The sequence below is a fragment of the Mycolicibacterium frederiksbergense genome (assembly GCF_012223425.1).
GTDB lineage: Bacteria > Actinomycetota > Actinomycetes > Mycobacteriales > Mycobacteriaceae > Mycobacterium > Mycobacterium frederiksbergense.
In genome coordinates this window covers 261,500-278,391 of the sequence record NZ_CP038799.1, presented here as the reverse complement: position 1 = coordinate 278,391, position 16,892 = coordinate 261,500, and the positions used below count along the sequence as shown (strand labels likewise).

Annotated in this window: 17 protein-coding genes; 12 read left to right on the top strand and 5 right to left on the bottom strand. The window is 68.2% G+C overall.

Annotated features, from left to right (window positions below):
- Positions 1-139: 139 nt before the first annotated feature.
- Genes EXE63_RS04400 through EXE63_RS04380 form a run of 5 tightly spaced genes read left to right on the top strand, consistent with a single transcriptional unit; the run spans position 140 to position 5,209 of the window.
- Positions 140-1,201 (top strand): cupin domain-containing protein, encoded by a 1,062-nt coding sequence (locus EXE63_RS04400; RefSeq protein WP_168140966.1) that lies wholly within the window; start codon positions 140-142, stop codon positions 1,199-1,201.
- The gene (locus tag EXE63_RS04395) at positions 1,198-3,393 is read left to right on the top strand and encodes a xanthine dehydrogenase family protein molybdopterin-binding subunit (protein ID WP_168140965.1); all 2,196 of its coding nucleotides are present in this window, start codon (positions 1,198-1,200) and stop codon (positions 3,391-3,393) included. The genes EXE63_RS04400 and EXE63_RS04395 overlap by 4 nt, the downstream gene beginning before the upstream one ends.
- Positions 3,390-3,902 (top strand): (2Fe-2S)-binding protein, encoded by a 513-nt coding sequence (locus EXE63_RS04390; protein WP_168140964.1) that lies wholly within the window; start codon positions 3,390-3,392, stop codon positions 3,900-3,902. The genes EXE63_RS04395 and EXE63_RS04390 overlap by 4 nt, the downstream gene beginning before the upstream one ends.
- Positions 3,899-4,876 (top strand): FAD binding domain-containing protein, encoded by a 978-nt coding sequence (locus EXE63_RS04385; RefSeq protein WP_168140963.1) that lies wholly within the window; start codon positions 3,899-3,901, stop codon positions 4,874-4,876. Before EXE63_RS04390 ends, EXE63_RS04385 begins: the two co-directional genes overlap by 4 nt.
- Before the next feature lie 12 nt (positions 4,877-4,888).
- A complete protein-coding gene (locus tag EXE63_RS04380) occupies positions 4,889-5,209 on the top strand; it encodes a DUF3349 domain-containing protein (protein WP_168140962.1) in 321 nt (106 codons plus the stop codon).
- A 6-nt stretch (positions 5,210-5,215) separates the two neighbouring features.
- Here EXE63_RS04380 and EXE63_RS04375 read toward each other — a convergent pair whose 3' ends face one another.
- The 4 genes from EXE63_RS04375 to EXE63_RS04360 all read right to left on the bottom strand — a co-directional run bounded on the left by EXE63_RS04375 (position 5,216) and on the right by EXE63_RS04360 (position 8,802).
- The gene (locus EXE63_RS04375; RefSeq protein ID WP_168145391.1) at positions 5,216-6,022 is read right to left on the bottom strand and encodes a DUF6498-containing protein; all 807 of its coding nucleotides are present in this window, start codon (positions 6,020-6,022) and stop codon (positions 5,216-5,218) included.
- 94 nt (positions 6,023-6,116) lie between these two features.
- Entirely contained in the window at positions 6,117-7,166 is a 1,050-nt protein-coding gene (locus tag EXE63_RS04370) for an NAD(P)-dependent alcohol dehydrogenase (protein ID WP_168140961.1), read from the bottom strand.
- Between the two features lie 175 nt (positions 7,167-7,341).
- Entirely contained in the window at positions 7,342-7,617 is a 276-nt protein-coding gene (locus EXE63_RS04365; protein ID WP_168140960.1) for a YciI family protein, read from the bottom strand.
- A 72-nt stretch (positions 7,618-7,689) separates the two neighbouring features.
- Positions 7,690-8,802 (bottom strand): iron-siderophore ABC transporter substrate-binding protein, encoded by a 1,113-nt coding sequence (locus EXE63_RS04360; protein ID WP_168140959.1) that lies wholly within the window; start codon positions 8,800-8,802, stop codon positions 7,690-7,692.
- Between the two features lie 163 nt (positions 8,803-8,965).
- Between EXE63_RS04360 and ctaD the strand changes: the two genes are divergently transcribed.
- Both ctaD and serB read left to right on the top strand, forming a co-directional pair.
- On the top strand, positions 8,966-10,711 hold the full coding sequence (ctaD, locus tag EXE63_RS04355; RefSeq protein ID WP_168145390.1) for an aa3-type cytochrome oxidase subunit I: 1,746 nt from the start codon (positions 8,966-8,968) through the stop codon (positions 10,709-10,711).
- Positions 10,712-10,786: 75 nt separating this feature from the next.
- Positions 10,787-12,052 (top strand): phosphoserine phosphatase SerB, encoded by a 1,266-nt coding sequence (serB, locus tag EXE63_RS04350; RefSeq protein ID WP_168145389.1) that lies wholly within the window; start codon positions 10,787-10,789, stop codon positions 12,050-12,052.
- On the opposite strand, the gene yczR is transcribed toward serB, so the two are convergent.
- Positions 12,049-13,485, bottom strand: a complete 1,437-nt coding sequence (gene yczR / locus EXE63_RS04345) for a MocR-like transcription factor YczR (RefSeq protein ID WP_494546310.1) — start codon at positions 13,483-13,485, stop codon at positions 12,049-12,051. The two genes, serB and yczR, sit on opposite strands and share 4 nt — an antisense overlap.
- A gap of 74 nt (positions 13,486-13,559) precedes the next feature.
- Here yczR and EXE63_RS04340 point away from each other — a divergent pair, with 74 nt between their 5' ends.
- Genes EXE63_RS04340 through EXE63_RS04320 form a run of 5 tightly spaced genes read left to right on the top strand, consistent with a single transcriptional unit; the run spans position 13,560 to position 16,885 of the window.
- The gene (locus EXE63_RS04340; RefSeq protein WP_168140957.1) at positions 13,560-13,703 is read left to right on the top strand and encodes a hypothetical protein; all 144 of its coding nucleotides are present in this window, start codon (positions 13,560-13,562) and stop codon (positions 13,701-13,703) included.
- Complete coding sequence (yczE, locus tag EXE63_RS04335) at positions 13,700-14,479, top strand: membrane protein YczE (protein ID WP_436277739.1); 780 nt, start codon at positions 13,700-13,702, stop codon at positions 14,477-14,479. The genes EXE63_RS04340 and yczE overlap by 4 nt, the downstream gene beginning before the upstream one ends.
- Positions 14,440-15,282 carry an ABC transporter ATP-binding protein gene (locus EXE63_RS04330; RefSeq protein ID WP_168140956.1) on the top strand — a complete coding sequence of 281 codons (843 nt, stop codon included), beginning with the start codon at positions 14,440-14,442 and terminating at the stop codon, positions 15,280-15,282. Before yczE ends, EXE63_RS04330 begins: the two co-directional genes overlap by 40 nt.
- Positions 15,279-16,121: an NUDIX hydrolase gene (locus EXE63_RS04325; protein WP_168140955.1), complete on the top strand. Its 843-nt coding sequence runs from the start codon at positions 15,279-15,281 to the stop codon at positions 16,119-16,121. The genes EXE63_RS04330 and EXE63_RS04325 overlap by 4 nt, the downstream gene beginning before the upstream one ends.
- Positions 16,118-16,885 carry an enoyl-CoA hydratase gene (locus EXE63_RS04320; RefSeq protein WP_168140954.1) on the top strand — a complete coding sequence of 256 codons (768 nt, stop codon included), beginning with the start codon at positions 16,118-16,120 and terminating at the stop codon, positions 16,883-16,885. The genes EXE63_RS04325 and EXE63_RS04320 overlap by 4 nt, the downstream gene beginning before the upstream one ends.
- Positions 16,886-16,892: the final 7 nt, after the last annotated feature.

Sequence of the window (16,892 nt, the reverse complement as noted above, 5' to 3'; positions counted from 1 at the left end):
GCACGGAATGGGGGCTACCCGGTAGTGCGGCCTGCGGGAAAACGGCGTCGGCGATGCCGGGCAGCGTCGTCGACAGCGGGCGCCCGGCAGAGCAGGCTTGGACCCATCGAGCCACCGAGTCCAGCCCGAGGAGCACATCATGACCGCAGCACCCGCCCGCAGCCCGCACGCCACCTCCCTGCTCGACAGCGACGACGTCGAACGATCCGACCTCGGATCCATCCACCGGATCACCGCGGACAACTTCCCCATCCTGCGTGGGTTGTCGATGAAACGGCTGGTGCTCAACCCGGGCGCGATGCGCACACCGCACTGGCACGCCAACGCCAACGAACTGACCTACTGTGTGTCGGGCACCGCACTGGTCTCCATCCTGGACGACCACAGCCGGTTCTCCACCTTCGTGCTCACCGCCGGGCAGATGTTCCACGCGAATTCCGGTTCCCTGCACCACATCGAGAACATCGGCACCGACGTCGCCGAATTCATCATCGCGTTCCGCAGTGAACGCCCCGAGGACTTCGGTTTCGGCGCGACACTCGGCGCGTTCAGCGACGCGGTGCTGGGCAACACCTACGACCTGCCCGCCTCCGATATGGCCAAGATCCGCCGCGACAGGACCGACCGCAAGCTCGCGGCCCGCACCGGCGATCCCGACATCCCGGCGAGCGCGTACTTGAGCGACCCGCACAAGTTCGATATCGAGGCCCAGGAACCCGGCCTCAACTACGTCAGCGGCAACGCGCGCTTCGCCCGCGACCAGTTCTGGCCGATCCTGAAGGACATCTCGATGTACTCGCTGCGGGTCAACGACAACGGGATGCGGGAACCGCACTGGCACCCGGTGACCGCCGAGATGGGCTACGTCCAGCACGGCGACGCCCGCATGACGATCATGAATCCCGATGGCACGCTGGACACCTGGAACCTGACCACCGGGGACATGTACTTCATTCCGCGTGCCTACCCGCACCACATCGAGAACATCGGCAACGATCAGTGGCATTTTCTGATCTTCTTCGACCAGCCCTCACCTGCCGATATCGGCTACCGCGCCTCGGCGAGCGCCTACTCGCGGCACGTGCTCGCCGCCGCCTTCGACACTCACATCGACGATCTGCCCGTGTTCCCGTTCACCCCGGCCGACCCGCTGATCGTGTCGCGCTGCAACCCCGTCGACACCGACGCCGTCGCACCGTGACATCCGCCATCGGGCTGCCGGTCGATCGCATCGAGGGCCGGGACAAGGTGACCGGGGCGGCTCGCTACGCCGCCGACACGGTGATCGACGGAGTCGTGCACGGCGTGCTGGTGCAGTCCACCATCGCGAAGGGACACGTCACCGCCGACTCCATGACTGCTGCCGCCGCCGCTGCAGCGGCAGCGCCGGGTGTGCTGCACGTGCTGACGCCTTTGAATTGCCCACCGCTGCATGTTCTTCCGGTGGACATGACCTGGGACCTGCCGCTGGAACGCCGCCCGCCGCTCTCGGATCTGAGCGTGCAGCATGTCGGGCAGCACCTGGCGGTCGTGATCGCCGAGACCCCGGAGCAGGCCGCCGACGCGGCCTCGCTGATGAGCTTCGACTACGTGCACGGGTCCGCCCAGCTGACCGCCGTGGACGTGCTGGGCGCCCCGGTGCCCGCCGACGAGAAGGACGGCCAGATCCGGTACGGCACCTACCGGCCCGATCATTTCGTGAAGCTGGACGAGGAAAAGCTGCAGGACAGCCGAGGCGCCGCGGACGAACCCGACGGCATCCGGGTCGCCGCACGATTCACCACACCGGTCAACGCGCACTATCCGATCGAACTGTCGGCGACCGTCGCCCACTGGGATGGCGACATGCTGACCGTGCACGACAGCACCCGCTGGATCACCGGCGAAAGACGGGCGCTGGCCGCCTATCTGGGTCTCACCGAGGACCGGGTGCGGATACTGTCCCCACTGGTCGGCGGCGCGTTCGGGTCGAAGAGCTTCCTGTGGATGCATGTGGTGCTGTGTGCGGTGGCCGCCAGGGCGGTCGGCAGGCCGGTCAAACTGGTGCTCACCCGCAACCAGATGTTCAGCTCCACCGGGCACCGGCCCCGCACCGAACAGCAGGTGGCGTTGGTGGCCGGAGCCGATGGCAGCCTGCTGAGCACCGAACAGCACACCCTCACCGAGACGTCCACGGTGGCGCACTTCTGCGAACCGGTCGGACTGACGGCCCGCTTCCTCTATGCGTCTCCGCGGATGGTGGTCTCCCATACGGTCGCCCGGATCAACGCACCCACACCGTGTTTCATGCGTGGGCCGGGGGAGGCCCCGGGAATGTTCGCCCTCGAAGTGGCGATGGACGAGCTCGCCGAGGCCACCGGAACCGACCCCGTGACATTGCGGCTGCACAACGACCCGGCCTGCGATCAGCCCAGCGGACGGGCCTGGTCGGGCAAGCACCTGCGGGACTGCTATCTGCGGGGCGCCGAACGGTTCGGCTGGTCGCAGCGGTCTGCCGCGCCACGCACGATGCGGCGCAACGGGATCCAGGTCGGCTGGGGGATGGCGACCGCCAGCTATCCCGGGCGCCGGATGGCCTCCGGGTGCCGGGTCGTCACCACCGCCGACGGCCAGATCCGGTTCGCCGCGGCCACCCACGAGATCGGCACCGGTGTGCGCACCGTCATGGCGCAGGTCGGCGCCGATGCCACCGGGATGCCGCTGGAGGCGGTGACGTTCGAATCCGGTGACTCGCTGTTCCCCGACGCGCCCTACAGCGGTGCCTCGCAGACCACGGCCACGGTGGGCTCCGCGGTCGCACTCGCCGGCCGGCAGTGGCGCCGGCGTTTGGGACGCACGCTGACCTCGGTCGCCGAACTGCGCGATGTGCTGAGCGCCGAGCCCGAGCTGCGCGAGCGGCTGACGTTCACCGTCACCAGCGGCGGACCCGACGAAACCGGGCCACTGTCACAGTCTTTCGGTGCTCATTTCTGCGAGGTCGAGGTGGACGAGGAGATCGGCCGGGCGAGTGTGACCCGATGGACCGCGGTCATGGACTGCGGACGGGTCCTGAACCCGAAGCTGGCGGCCAATCAGGTGATGGGCGGTATCACCTTCGGGCTGGGAATGGCGCTGCTGGAACAGGTGCCCTATGACGAGCGCACCGGCCAGCTCATCGGCGAGTACTACCTGCCCACGCATGCCGACCGCCCCGACTTCGACATCACCTTCATCGACGTACCCGACTACGGCCTCGACCCGATCGGGGTGCGCGGTATCGGCGAGATCGGTACCTGCGGGGTGCCCGCCGCCATCGCCAATGCGGTGTACCACGCCACCGGCAAGCGGCTGCGTGATCTGCCGATCACCCTGGAATCCCTGCTGCAGCCCTTCGAACCGGAGCCGACGTCATGACCCAACTACAGCTGACCGTCAACGGCACACCCCGAGCGTTGCGCGCCGACATCCGCACCACCCTGCTGGACCTGCTGCGCGAACGGCTCGGGCTCACCGGGACCAAGAAGGGTTGCGATCACGGACTGTGTGGTGCCTGCACGGTGACCGTCGACGGGGAGCGGGTGCTGAGCTGTCTGACGCTGGCCGCCTCGATCGACGGCGCGGCGGTCGAGACCATCGAGGGTGACGGCGGGGAGTTGGACACCGTCCAGTGCGCCTTCATCCGGCATGACGGATTCCAGTGCGGGTACTGCACTTCCGGTCAGATCACCTCGGCGCGCGCGGTGCTGCGCGAGTTCGGCCGCGGAGATCTGTCCGCGGCGTCGTTCGAGGGGTGCCGGCACGCCGTCGCCGACGGGCCGGACGCGTTGTCCGACGCGGAGATCCGGGAACGGATGGCCGGCAACATCTGCCGGTGCGGGGCCTACGCCAACATCGTTGCGGCGATCAAGGGTGTGGCGATGTGAAGACCTTTGCCTTCGAGCACGCCGGCACGGTCGACGGTGCGGTGCGCAGCGCCACCGCCGGTGCCCGCTACTACGCCGGTGGCACCAACTTGCTCGATCTGATGAAGCTCGGCGTCGAAAGCCCCGCCGCGCTGGTCGACATCGGCCGACTCGACCTGCGCGCGATCACCCCGACCGGCGACGGCGGGGTGCTGGTGGGGGCGGGTGCCACCAACAGCGCCGCGGCCAACCACCCGCTGATTCGCGGGCAGTACCCGATGCTGTCGCAGGCGATCCTGTCCGGTGCCACCACCCAGATCCGCAACATGGCCACCGTCGGGGGAAACCTCGTGCAGCGCACCCGATGCCCGTACTTCATGGATCCCTCCTTCGCCCACTGCAACAAGCGCGATCCGGGATCCGGCTGCGCCGCGCTGCACGGGTTCAACCGGGAACACGCCTTGTTCGGCGCCAGCGCCGCGTGTGTGGCGGTGCACCCCTCCGATATGGCGGTGGCCCTGGCCGCGCTCGATGCCCGGGTGCACGTCCACGGACCCGACGGTTCCCGGTCGCTGCGCATCGACGAGTTCTTCGCGCTGCCAGGGGAATCTCCGGAACGCGACAACACCCTGCGAGCGGCAGAACTGATCACCGGGATCGAACTACCGCCGTCGCCGCTGGGCCCGCACAGCTGGTATCTCAAGGTGCGCGACCGGCACAGCTATGCATTCGCCCTGGTGGCGGTGGCGGCCGGTGTCGAAATCGCCGACGGCGAGATCGTGGCCGCCGCGCTGGCACTGGGCGGTGTGGCCGCCAGACCCTGGCGGGTGGCCGCGGCCGAAGCGAGCCTGATCGGTGCCCCCGCCGGTGACACCGCGTTCCGCGCCGCGGCCGAGTTGATCACCGACGGCGCGGCCCCGCTGGCGCAGAACGGGTTCAAGGTCGATCTCGCCCGAAACAGTGTGGTGCGGGCGCTGCGCCGTGCCGTCCGGTGAGACACTCACCTCATGACCGTCACCACTCTGATGGCTTCGATCTTGAACTGGCTGCGCGCCGGTTACCCGGACGGGGTTCCCGGTCCGGACCAGGTGCCGCTGCTGGCGCTGCTGCGGGCCACGCCGCTGACCGAAGAGCAGGTGCAAGAGGTGGTGCGCAATATCGCCGAGGTCGCCGCGCCCGCCGATATCGAGGAACCGATCACCCGCGACGATATCGAAGCATCGATCTCTGAGGTCACCAACCACGATGCGGGCCCGGAGAACACCGCCCGGGTGGCGGCAAAGTTGGCGGCCGCGGGATGGCCGCTGGCCGACCTCGCCGGACAGTAGCCGGCGCTACCCGTCGAGCCAGGGTTGTTCGTTGGCCTCCAGGCGCTGCCGCTCCTCGGTGCGCTCGTCGGCCCAGGCCTCCTCGAACCGCTTGCCCGGTGTGGCGCTCGGTATCCGGTTCAGCATGTTGCTCAGCCACTTCGGTGGTTGGGCCGGTTCCCATTGGGGCAGAGCGGTGCTCAGTGAGGCCATGGTCTTCAGAACCACGAACACACCGAAGAATGCGTCCGGTGTGTCGGTGAGCGCGATCGCGGCGAAACCGATGAGCAGCGTGAGATGCACGACCATGACCCGGCTGAGCACCTGGCTGGAGGTCTGCTCGAGTTGGCGGAACGGCCAGCGCCGCAGGCTGAGCAGGTCCACCAGGAAGCCCACCGTCAGAAAAGCCAGCACGCTCAGGCAGCCGAATGCCACACTGCGCCAATCAATCTGGGCGATATGGCCGACCTTGTTGTGATTGAGCAGGAAGAGGATGACGCCCAGGAACACCCCGTGCGCGGCGCAGAAGCTCAGGCTGACGACCCCGAAGCTGGACAGGAACGTCGACAGCGGCTTTCGGCGCCGGGTCTTCGATGTCCGGTAGTCGATGTGCCCGCCGCCCTGGTGGCCCGCCGCGTTGTACCGGAAATGGCCACGGCGCGGAGACCATCGCTGGTGCAGGGCGATCCGCGCCAGGACGAACAGACAGGCGGCGAGCGTCTCGAACCAGTAGACCGCCAGCGTGGTTCCACCGGACCAATGCTGGGTGAACCAGCCGACCACCGGGACGGCGATCACCCCGAGAGCGGACAGCACGTGCAGGATCCGGTTCACCCGCAGATCGTCGCACGCCGCAAAGAAAGACACCGGGTCTCGCCGCTGAGGCGATACCCGGTGTCTGTCGGCCGTTGTGGCAGCCTGGATTTGGCTACAGCGTCGAGGTGTCGATGACGAAGCGGTACCGCACATCGCTGGCGAGCACCCGCTCGTAGGCCTCGTTGACGTAGGACGCCTCGATGACCTCGATCTCCGGGGTCACATCGTGTTCGGCGCAGAAGTCCAGCATCTCCTGGGTCTCGGCGATGCCACCGATCATCGAGCCGGCCAGGCTGCGGCGCAGCCCGCCCAACGGGAAGAACGGCACCGACAGCGGCTGCTCGGGAGCGCCGAGTTCGACCAGGGTGCCGTCACGGCCGAGCAGACCCAGGTAGGCGCCCATGTCGAGGTTGGCCGACACCGTGTTCAGGATCAGGTCGAACTTGCCGGCGAGCTTGGTGAAGGTGTCCGGGTCGGAGGTGGCGTAGTACTCGTCGGCGCCCAGGCGCAGACCGTCTTCCATCTTCTTGAGCGACTGGCTCAGCACGGTCACGTGGGCGCCCATCGCGTGGGCGATCTTCACGCCCATGTGGCCGAGACCGCCGAGGCCGATGACGGCGACCTCCTTGCCGGGGCCGGCGTCCCAGTGCCGCAGCGGCGAGTACAGCGTGATGCCGGCGCACAGCAGGGGAGCGGCCTTGTCCAGCGGGATGCTGTCGGGGATGCGCAGCACGTAGTTCTCGTCGACGACGATCGCGGTGCTGTAGCCGCCGTAGGTGGGGGTGCCGTCCTTGCCGGTGGCGTTGTAGGTGCCGATCATGCCGCCCGGGCCGGTGCAGTACTGCTCCAGACCTTCCTTGCAGCTATCGCATTCGCGGCATGAGTCGACGAAGCAGCCGACGCCGACGTGATCGCCGACCTTGTACTTGGTCACCTCGGAGCCGATCTCGGTGACGATGCCGGCGATCTCATGGCCGACGACGACGGGGTAGTTGGGCTCGCCCCACTCGCCCTTGACGGTGTGGATGTCGCTGTGACAGATACCGGCGAACTTGATGTCGAATGCGACATCGTGCGGGCCCACGTCCCGTCGCTCGATGGTCGTCTTCTTCAGCGGCGACGTGGCCGAGTCGGCGGCGTAAGCGGAAACAGTGGTGGTCATCGATCAGTCCTCTACATGCGTTTTGTATTTATGGACAGCCATGCATGTCCACGTGCGAATACATGCACCTTCACCAGACAGTAGTGAAGGAAACAGAATCAGGCGCAGCTGTGCGCCCTGTGGAGCACAACCCGTCGGGTACCCGGTCTAATCCCGGTTGAAGCTGTGAATCGGCTTAAAGCCCCGGCGCGCGGAAACCGGGAGTGAAGCTGACCCGGTCGTAGCGGACGACACCGGCCTGGGCGTACGGGTCACTCGCGGCGAGGGCGTCGGCCTCCTCGGCGGACATCTCCGCCGCGATCAGCACCGCACCGTCCTGGGACTGCACCCGGCCGGCCAGCAGGACACGGCCGGCGGCGACCTCGTCGGTCAACCATTGCAGGTGCGCCGGACGGGTCTGGTCGATGACGTCGAGCGGCTGCAGGTAGGTGATCGTCAGTACGTGGAACACGCGCGGGAGTTTACCGGCGGGCTGGGGGTACCTCCCGCTTGCGGGGGAGGGCGTAGCGACCGGGGAATCGGGTCAGTTGATGGGCGCGTTCAGCCAGCGCAGGTCTTCGACGATGCCGCGGGCCGCGATCACGCCCTGCCCCGTCTGCCACACCTCGTTGTTCACCGCGTACACCCGGTCGTCCCGGTTGGCCGAGAGCTTGCGCCAGGCGTCGCTGTTGAGCACCGTGGCCGCCCGTTCCCTGGCTTCGGCCGTCTCGAAGGACAGGTAGATGACGTCACCGTCGGCCGCGGACAGATCGGTGTCCCCGGACAGTTCGGCGGTACTCACCTCGGTGTAGGGCACATCCGTGAAGCGTTGTGCCGCAGGGCGATCCACGCCGACCGCGCTCAGCACGGTGGCCGGGAAGTTCGCCGCGCCGTACACCCGCATCGTGGTCTCGGTGAACTGCACGACCGAGGCCTGGAAGTGGGTGGCGTCGGCGCGGTCACCGGCTTCGCGGGCGTCGCGGGCGAACCCGTCGAGCACCGCATCGGCGGCGCCGGGGCGCCCGGTCGCGGACGCCACCGCGCGCAGGGTGTCCTGCCAGTCGGTGGCGCCGCCGGTGAACACCGTCGGCGCGATCTCGGTCAGCGCGGCGAACGAATCGGGCGTCTGAGTCACCGAACCGAGGATCAGGTCGGGGGCCGCGCCGCGGATCGCGTCGAGGTCCGGCGCGTCGCGCGGACCGAAACCCGGCGCGTCATGCAGGACGGTGCCCAGGTAGGACGGCTGGGGCACGGTGGTCCCGACCACCCGGCCCTGCAGGCCCAGCGCGCAGAGTGCGTCGAGCTCGGAATTCGACAACGCCACGATCCGCTGCGGGTCGCCGCGCAGTTCGGTGTCCGGAGGGATGTCGACACCATTGCCCGGCTCACTGCGCTCCTGCCCGCCGATACCGCCGGCGTTGCGGACCCGGCGTGGCGCGTCGGTGGACTGCGCGGCCGCCGGTTCGGGGGCGCACGATTCGTCGGGTTTGCGATGGTTGCCCAACACGTCGGCGCTGGCGATGCGGGTGGTGCTGGTGATCGGGGCACCCGGGTCGGCGGTCGGCGCGGTCTCGGCGGCCCCACAGGCCGTCAGCAGGGTCAACGAGGCCGCGACACCCGCGGCGAGCAGGCCCTTGCGCGCAGTGGGGAACGGCACGCGCCCGAGGGTAGCAACAGCGGCGTTTCCAGCCGGTCAGGGACCGTTCACACTCAAATACGACAGTTTGTAGGACACCGATGCCGCGGCTGGCGGTGATGGGGATAAGATGCCCGACAGAGCCATTGCCGGGATGACCCGTCGACTTTTTATGGAGGATCTGTTGGTAGCCGAAGCGCCCCCAATCGGAGAACTCGAGGCACGGCGTCCGTTCCCGCAGCGGATGGGCCCCAAGGGCAACCTCATCTACAAGCTGATCACCACGACCGATCACAAGCTGATCGGCATGATGTACTGCGTCGCCTGCTTCATCTTCTTCTTCATCGGCGGCCTGATGGCGCTGCTGATGCGCACCGAACTCGCGGTGCCGGGCCTGCAGTTCCTCTCCAACGAGCAGTTCAACCAGCTGTTCACCATGCACGGCACCGTGATGCTGCTCTTCTACGCGACCCCGATCGTGTTCGGTTTCGCGAACCTGGTGCTCCCGCTGCAGATCGGTGCCCCTGACGTCGCGTTCCCGCGATTGAACGCCTTCTCCTTCTGGCTGTTCCTGTTCGGCGCGCTGATCGCCATGGGTGGCTTCATCACCCCCGGCGGTGCCGCCGACTTCGGCTGGACCGCCTACTCCCCGCTGACCGACGCCATCCACTCGCCGGGCGCCGGTGGCGACCTGTGGATCATGGGCCTGGCCGTCGGCGGTCTGGGCACCATCCTCGGTGGCGTCAACATGATCACCACCGTGGTCTGCATGCGCGCCCCCGGCATGACCATGTTCCGGATGCCGATCTTCACCTGGAACATCCTGGTGACCTCGATCCTGGTGCTGCTGGCCTTCCCGCTGCTGACCGCCGCCCTGTTCGGCCTGGCCGCCGACCGTCATCTCGGCGCACACATCTATGACCCGGCCAACGGCGGTGTGCTGCTGTGGCAGCACCTGTTCTGGTTCTTCGGTCACCCCGAGGTGTACATCATCGCGCTGCCGTTCTTCGGCATCGTGAGTGAGATCTTCCCGGTGTTCAGCCGTAAACCGATCTTCGGCTACACCACCCTGATCTACGCGACGCTGGGCATCGCAGCGCTGTCGGTGGCCGTGTGGGCGCACCACATGTACGCCACCGGTGCCGTACTACTTCCTTTCTTCAGCTTCATGACCTTCCTGATCGCGGTGCCGACCGGCATCAAGTTCTTCAACTGGATCGGCACGATGTGGAAGGGGCAGTTGACCTTCGAAACACCGATGTTGTTCTCGGTGGGCTTCCTGGTCACCTTCCTGCTCGGTGGCCTGTCCGGTGTGCTGCTGGCCAGCCCGCCGCTGGACTTCCACGTCACCGACAGCTACTTCGTCATCGCGCACTTCCATTACGTGCTCTTCGGCACCATCGTGTTCGCCACCTACGCGGGCATCTACTTCTGGTTCCCGAAGATGACGGGCCGCCTGCTCGACGAGCGTCTGGGCAAGCTGCACTTCTGGCTGACCTTCATCGGCTTCCACCTGACCTTCCTGGTGCAGCACTGGGTCGGTGACGAGGGCATGCCGCGTCGTTACGCCGACTACCTGCCCAGCGACGGGTTCACCACGCTGAACGTCATCTCCACCGCGGGTGCGTTCGTGCTCGGTGTCTCGACGCTGCCGTTCGTCTGGAACGTCTTCAAGAGCTGGCGTTACGGCGAGCCCGTCGTGGTCGACGACCCGTGGGGCTATGGCAACTCCCTGGAGTGGGCGACCAGCTGCCCGCCGCCGCGGCACAACTTCACCGAGCTGCCCCGGATCCGTTCCGAGCGTCCGGCGTTCGAGCTGCACTACCCGCACATGGTGGAGCGGATGCGCGCCGAGGCGCACATCGGCCGCGCACACGGACCCGATGACGGTGACGTGACCAGAATCGATGACGTCGAAGTCCGCAGCTGATCTGACGCCTACCTGACCCATAGTCGCGCGTTCGCGGGCACAAAGCCGATCTCGAGGCATCAAACGGAGGTGAGTGTGCCGACGGCCTCGCAGTCAGTCGACCCCTCGCGCAAGCGTTCATCGTTGTTGATCACCGTCAGCGGCGTGGACCAGCCCGGCGTGACGTCCGCACTTTTCGAGGTGCTGTCGCGGCATCACGTGGAGCTGCTCAACGTCGAACAGGTGGTCATCCGGGGCCGGCTCACCCTCGGTGTGCTGGTGTCGGTGGATTCCAAGGTCGCCGACGGCGCGGAGTTCGACGGCGAGGTCCGTGCCGCCATCCACGGGGTGGGCCTGGACGTCGAGATCGAGCGCAGCGATGACAAGCCGGTGCTGGAGGAGCCCTCCACCCACACCATCGTGGTGCTGGGCCGGCCCATCACCGCCGAGGCGTTCGGTGTGGTGGCCCATGAGGTCGCCGCCCTCGGGGTCAACATCGACGCCATCCGCGGTGTCTCCGATTACCCGGTGACCGGTCTGGAACTGCGCGTCTCGGTACCCCGCGGCGGTGCGACCTATGTGCAGCTGCAGAACGTGATGGCGCGCACCGCCGTCACGCTCGGTGTCGACATCGCGTTGGAGGACTACAGCCTGTCGCGGCGTACCAAGCGGCTCATCGTGTTCGATGTCGACTCCACGCTGATCCAGGGCGAGGTCATCGAGATGCTGGCCGACAGGGCGGGGGCGCTCGCTGCGGTCGCCGAGGTCACCGAGGCCGCGATGCGCGGTGAACTGGACTTCGCCGAGTCGTTGCACAAGCGGGTGGCGACGTTGGCGGGGCTGCCCGCCGAGGTGCTCGACGAGGTGGCCGACCAGATCGAGCTGACTCCCGGCGCCAGAACCACCATCCGGACGTTGCGGCGCCTGGGCTATCACTGCGGCATCGTCTCCGGTGGCTTCCGTCAGGTGATCGAGCCGCTGGCCCACGACCTGATGATGGATTTCGTGGCCGCCAACGAGCTCGAGATCGTCGACGGCAAGCTCACCGGTCGGGTGGTGGGCCAGGTCATCGACCGGCCCGGGAAGGCCAAGGCGCTGCGTGATTTCGCGCAGCAGGTCGGCGTGCCGATGGAGCAGACCGTGGCCGTCGGTGATGGCGCGAACGACATCGACATGCTGTCGGCGGCCGGGCTCGGGGTGGCGTTCAATGCCAAGCCGGCCCTGCGGGAGGTCGCCGATGCCTCGCTGAGCCATCCGTACCTGGACACCGTGCTGTTCATCCTCGGGGTGACCCGCGGTGAGATCGAGGCCGCCGACGCGGTCGACGGGACGGCGCGCCGGGTGGAGATCCCGGAGACCTAAACGACCACCGCCGTGCGGGTTTCGCCGGTGACGGCGCCCCCGGTGATGGACTGCCAGGCCCGCGCCATCAGGTCGACGGCGGCTTCGAGCTGCGGTTCGGGCAGCGCGTAGGGCACCCGGATGAATCGTTCCAGGGTGCCGTCGACCCCGAACCGCGGCCCGGCGGGTAGGTCCAGTCCCAACCGCGATGCCGCCGCAGACAGTGCGGTGCTCATCGGTGCGGGCAGTTGCACCCACAGCGACATCCCGCCGCGGCCGGGGCCCGGCCGCCAGTCAGGTAGCCGGCGGGCCAGCAGCTCGATGAGGAAGGCCCGCCGGGCCAGCAGCAACTCGCGGCGCTCCGGTAGTACGTCGTCGCGGATCTGCAGAAGTTTTGCCGCGGCGAGTTGTTCGAGAATGGGAGTGCCCAGATCCACCGAGGCGCGGTGCGCCGCGATGGTGGCCAGGGTGGCCGGTTCGGCCCGGATCCAGCCGATACGCAACCCGCCCCAGAACGATTTGGACATCGAACCGATGGTGAGCACCAGGTCGTGTCGGGACGGCACGGCGGCGGCCAGCGGCGCGGGCGGTTCCTCGTCGATCCACATGTCCAGGATGGACTCGTCGACGATGGTGCGGGTCCTGGTCTCGGAGATGATGTGGCCCAGTCGGTTTCGCTCCTCCGGCGGCATGGTAAACCCGGTGGGGTTGTGATTGTCGGGGATGACGTAGGCCAGCACGGGGGCCAGTTGGCGGATCGCGGAGTGCAGCGCGTCGAGTTCCCACCCGTGCTCGTTGAGCGCCACCGGTACCGCGCGTGCCCCCGAGGTCGAGATGCAGGACAGCGCACCGTGATAGCTGGGCTGCTCGACGAGCACCCGGTCGCCGGGCTGGGTGAACGCCGCCAGGATCAGGCCGATGGCGTGTTGGGCACCGCTGGTGATCATGATCTGTGCCGGGTCGGTGGGGAGTCCACGCGTGCAATATCTTTCGGCCACCGCGGTGCGCAGCGCGCAGACGCCGGTCAGTTCGTGGCCCGTTTCGGCAAGATAGGGCGTGATGTCGTGGGCGGCATCGGCGAAGGCCTCCAGCACGGCGGCGCTGGGCGCGGACAGCGCGGCGGCGGCCAGGCTCATGGTCGGTGCGCCGGCCGCGGCGGGAATCTGCGGTCGCGGCGGGAGGGAAGCGGTGCCGCGGGCGCCACGGCGGGCATTGAGGTAGCCGTCCTCGCGCAGCGCGTTGAACGCCGCGGTGACCGTGGTCCGCGAGACCCGCAGCACATCGGCCAGCGCCCGCTCACTGGGCAGCCGTGATCCCACCGGGACGCGGCCGTCGACGATGAGCAGGCGGATGGCGTCGGCCAGCCCCAGGTAGGCCGGACCGGTCGAACTGGTCGTGCGCCAGTTGCCCAGTTCGCGGGCCAATAGGTCCACATCGAGAGCTCTGGTTCCCATATCGCTAGACATTGAGGCCAGTATCTGCCAACTGGCTATTGATTGGCAAGCCACATGGCCATGATCATCGTGTCATGAGGAAGAACTGGATATCTCGGGTGGCTGGGAAGTACCGGCGGTCCGGCACCTACAACAGGCGTGCCATCGACAGCACCGATGCCCGCCGGGTGCACGGCGAACTGGACGCCATCCGCGCCCGTTTCCCCGACCACGCATGAAGACGCGCGCTGAATCCACTCCCCGGGTCGTCGCCCGCAAGCGGGAGGTGCCCCCAGCGCTCCTGCCCGCCGGTCTGTTGTTCTTCGGCCTGACCGGCTACGGCTTCTCCATGGCCATGATGGTCCAGGCCGGACTCGGACTGGACCCGTGGGACGTCTTCCACCAGGGCCTGAGCCGGCATACCGGGATGACCATCGGCCTCGCCTCGGCGGTGGTCGGGGTGGTGGTGTTGCTGGCCTGGATCCCGCTGCGCAACCGGCCGGGCATCGGCACCATCGCCAACGTCATCGTCATCGCGGTCACCGTCGACATCGGTATCGCCGTGCTGCCCGCCCCCGACGATCTCCGGCTGCGGGTCCCGATGATGCTGGGCGCGGTACTGCTCAACGCCGTCAGCACCGTGCTCTACATCGGTGCCGGGCTCGGCCCCGGCCCTCGCGACGGACTGATGACCGGACTGGTGGCGCGCACCGGGCTGTCGGTGCGGCTGGTCCGCACCCTTATCGAGGCCACCGTGCTGACCGCCGGGTGGCTGCTCGGCGGCACCGTCGGCGTCGGGACCGTCATCTACGCGTTCGGGATCGGGCCACTGGTGCAACTGATCCTGCGGTACATGCCCCGGCGGCTGCTCTTTCACGACTTCGGCGCAGCCGGGCGAGCGGAGCGACCGGAAATGGCACCGGGCGGTGGTGGGCGGCGCCGTTCGGCCGAGGGCGACGACACTACGATGAGCGGGTGCCAGCAGACGAGCCCATCGCAGACCCCGACCTGCTGATCGATTTTGCCAAGGTCACCCTGCGCCGCGGGGGTAAGACGCTGGTCGGGCCCATCAATTGGGCCGTCGAACTCGACGAGCGCTGGGTGGTGATCGGTCCGAACGGGGCGGGCAAGACCTCACTGCTGCGGATGGCGGCCGCCATCGAGCACCCGTCCTCGGGCACCGCATTCGTGCTCGGCGAGCGGCTCGGGCGCACCGACATGTCGGAGCTGCGGTCCCGGGTCGGGCTGAGCAGTTCGGCGCTGAGTCAACGGATTCCCGACGACGAGATCGTCCGCGACCTGGTGGTGTCGGCCGGGTACGCGGTGTTGGGCCGCTGGCGGGAAAAGTACGACGACGTCGACTACGAGCAGGCCGTCGACATGCTGGAAAGCCTGGGCGCCGAGCATCTGGCCGAACGCACCTACGGCACCCTGTCCGAGGGGGAGCGTAAACGGGTGCTGATCGCCCGCTCGCTGATGACCGATCCGGAACTGCTGCTGCTCGACGAGCCGGCCGCGGGACTGGATCTGGGTGGTCGCGAGGAACTGGTCTCCCGGTTGGCCGATCTGGCCGCCGATCCCGACGCACCGGCCATCGTGCTGGTCACCCACCACGTCGAGGAGATCCCGCCCGGGTTCAGCCACTGCCTGCTGCTCTCGGAGGGCAGCGTGGTCGGTGCCGGGCTGCTGACCGATGTGCTGACCGCGGAGAATCTGTCCGCGGCGTTCGGGCAGTCGATCGCGCTGGACTACATCGACGGCCGCTATTTCGCGCGGCGCACCCGTAGCCGCGCCGCGCACAGGAGGCGAGCCACATGACAGACCCCGCAGACCCGTTGGTGCCCCGGCCCGCCTCCACGGTGATGCTGCTGCGCGATCAGGGCACCCCGGCCTCACTCGAGATCTTCCTGATGCGCAGGCACTCGGCGATGGACTTCGTCGCGGGGGTGATGGTGTTCCCCGGCGGCGGCGTCGACGAGCGCGATCGGGGCACCAACATCGCCTGGTACGGGCCGAAACCCGATTGGTGGGCCGAACGCCTCAACGTCGATGTCGACCTGGCCGAGGCGCTGGTGTGCGCCGCGGCCCGCGAGACCTTCGAGGAATCCGGGGTGCTGTTCGCCGGTGCGGCAGATGACTCCGACATCCTCGTCGACGACGCGTCGGTGTACCGGGAACAGCGCGCGGCACTGGCCAACAACTCGCTGTCCTTCGCGGACTTCCTGCGCGCCGAGAAGCTGGTCCTGCGCGCTGATCTGCTGCGGCCGTGGGCCAACTGGGTCACGCCCAAAGAAGAGCGCACCCGCCGCTACGACACCTACTTCTTCGTCGGTGCCATTCCGGACGGCCAGCTCGCCGATGGGGAGAACACCGAGAGCGACCGTGCGTTCTGGTCCACCCCGCAGGCCGCGCTCGACGAGTTCGCCGAGGGCCGGTCCTTCCTGCTGCCGCCGACCTGGTCGCAGCTCGACTCGGTCAACGGACGCAGTGTGGCCGACGTCCTGGCCACCGAACGCCGGATCGTGGCGATGGAGCCGAGTCTGAGCGCGGACAAGGGGACCGGCGACTGGGACATCGAGTTCTTCGACGGCGCCCGCTACAACGAGGCCCGCAACCGGCGCGCCCCGGACGGCTACCGGGGCGCGAAAAGCACATGAGCGAAATCTTCACCACCGCGAGCAGCGGTGAATTTGTCGCCACCGCGAGCAGCGGTGAGTTCGTCACAGCCGTCGTCGCCGACGGGATCGGCACCCTGGTGCTGTCCCGACCGCCCAGCAACGCGCTGACCAGACAGATGTACCGCGAGATCGAGGCGGTGGCCGCCGGCCTCGGCGGCCGCGACGATGTCGGCGCCGTGATCGTGTACGGCGGCCATGAGGTCTTCAGCGCCGGTGACGACGTATCGGAGCTGCGCCGCCTGGGCGCCGCCGATGCCGAGAGCGTCACCGCGGCCTGCCGGGCCGCGCTGGACGCCGTCGCGGCCATCCCGAAGCCGACCGTCGCCGCGGTCACCGGCTACGCGCTGGGTTCCGGGCTGGCGCTCGCCCTGGCCGCGGACTGGCGGATCTCCGGCGACAACATCAAGGTGGGCGTCACCGAGGTGCTCGCCGGGCTGCTGCCCGCCGCCGGCGCCGACCGGCTGGTCGGCACGGTTGGCGCCGCCCGGGCCAAGGAGCTGGTGTTCAGCGGCCGGTTCGTCGGCGCCGACGAGGCCCTTTCCCTCGGTCTGGTCGATGAGCTGGTGGCCCCGGACGGTGTCTACGACGCCGCGCTGAGCTGGGCGCGCCGGCACGCCGAGGCGCCCGGATACGTGCTCGCCGGAGCCAAGGCGATGATCAATGCCGCCGGTGCGGTGATCGACGGCCCAGGTGAAGGGGTACGCCGCTACGTCGAGGTCTTCGAGGCGACCATCGGCAGTTAGGCTGCCC

Bases quoted from the DNA above. Each gene is read 5' to 3' on its own strand.
- EXE63_RS04325 (WP_168140955.1), top strand. From the start codon at position 15,279: ATGACAGACCCCGCAGACCCGTTGGTGCCCCGGCCCGCCTCCACGGTG.
- EXE63_RS04400 (WP_168140966.1), top strand. From the start codon at position 140: ATGACCGCAGCACCCGCCCGCAGCCCGCACGCCACCTCCCTGCTCGAC.
- yczE (WP_436277739.1), top strand. From the start codon at position 13,700: ATGAAGACGCGCGCTGAATCCACTCCCCGGGTCGTCGCCCGCAAGCGG.
- yczR (WP_494546310.1), bottom strand. From the start codon at position 13,485: ATGGGAACCAGAGCTCTCGATGTGGACCTATTGGCCCGCGAACTGGGC.
- EXE63_RS04380 (WP_168140962.1), top strand. From the start codon at position 4,889: ATGACCGTCACCACTCTGATGGCTTCGATCTTGAACTGGCTGCGCGCC.
- EXE63_RS04320 (WP_168140954.1), top strand. From the start codon at position 16,118: ATGAGCGAAATCTTCACCACCGCGAGCAGCGGTGAATTTGTCGCCACC.
- EXE63_RS04340 (WP_168140957.1), top strand. From the start codon at position 13,560: ATGAGGAAGAACTGGATATCTCGGGTGGCTGGGAAGTACCGGCGGTCC.
- EXE63_RS04370 (WP_168140961.1), bottom strand. From the start codon at position 7,166: ATGACCACCACTGTTTCCGCTTACGCCGCCGACTCGGCCACGTCGCCG.
- EXE63_RS04390 (WP_168140964.1), top strand. From the start codon at position 3,390: ATGACCCAACTACAGCTGACCGTCAACGGCACACCCCGAGCGTTGCGC.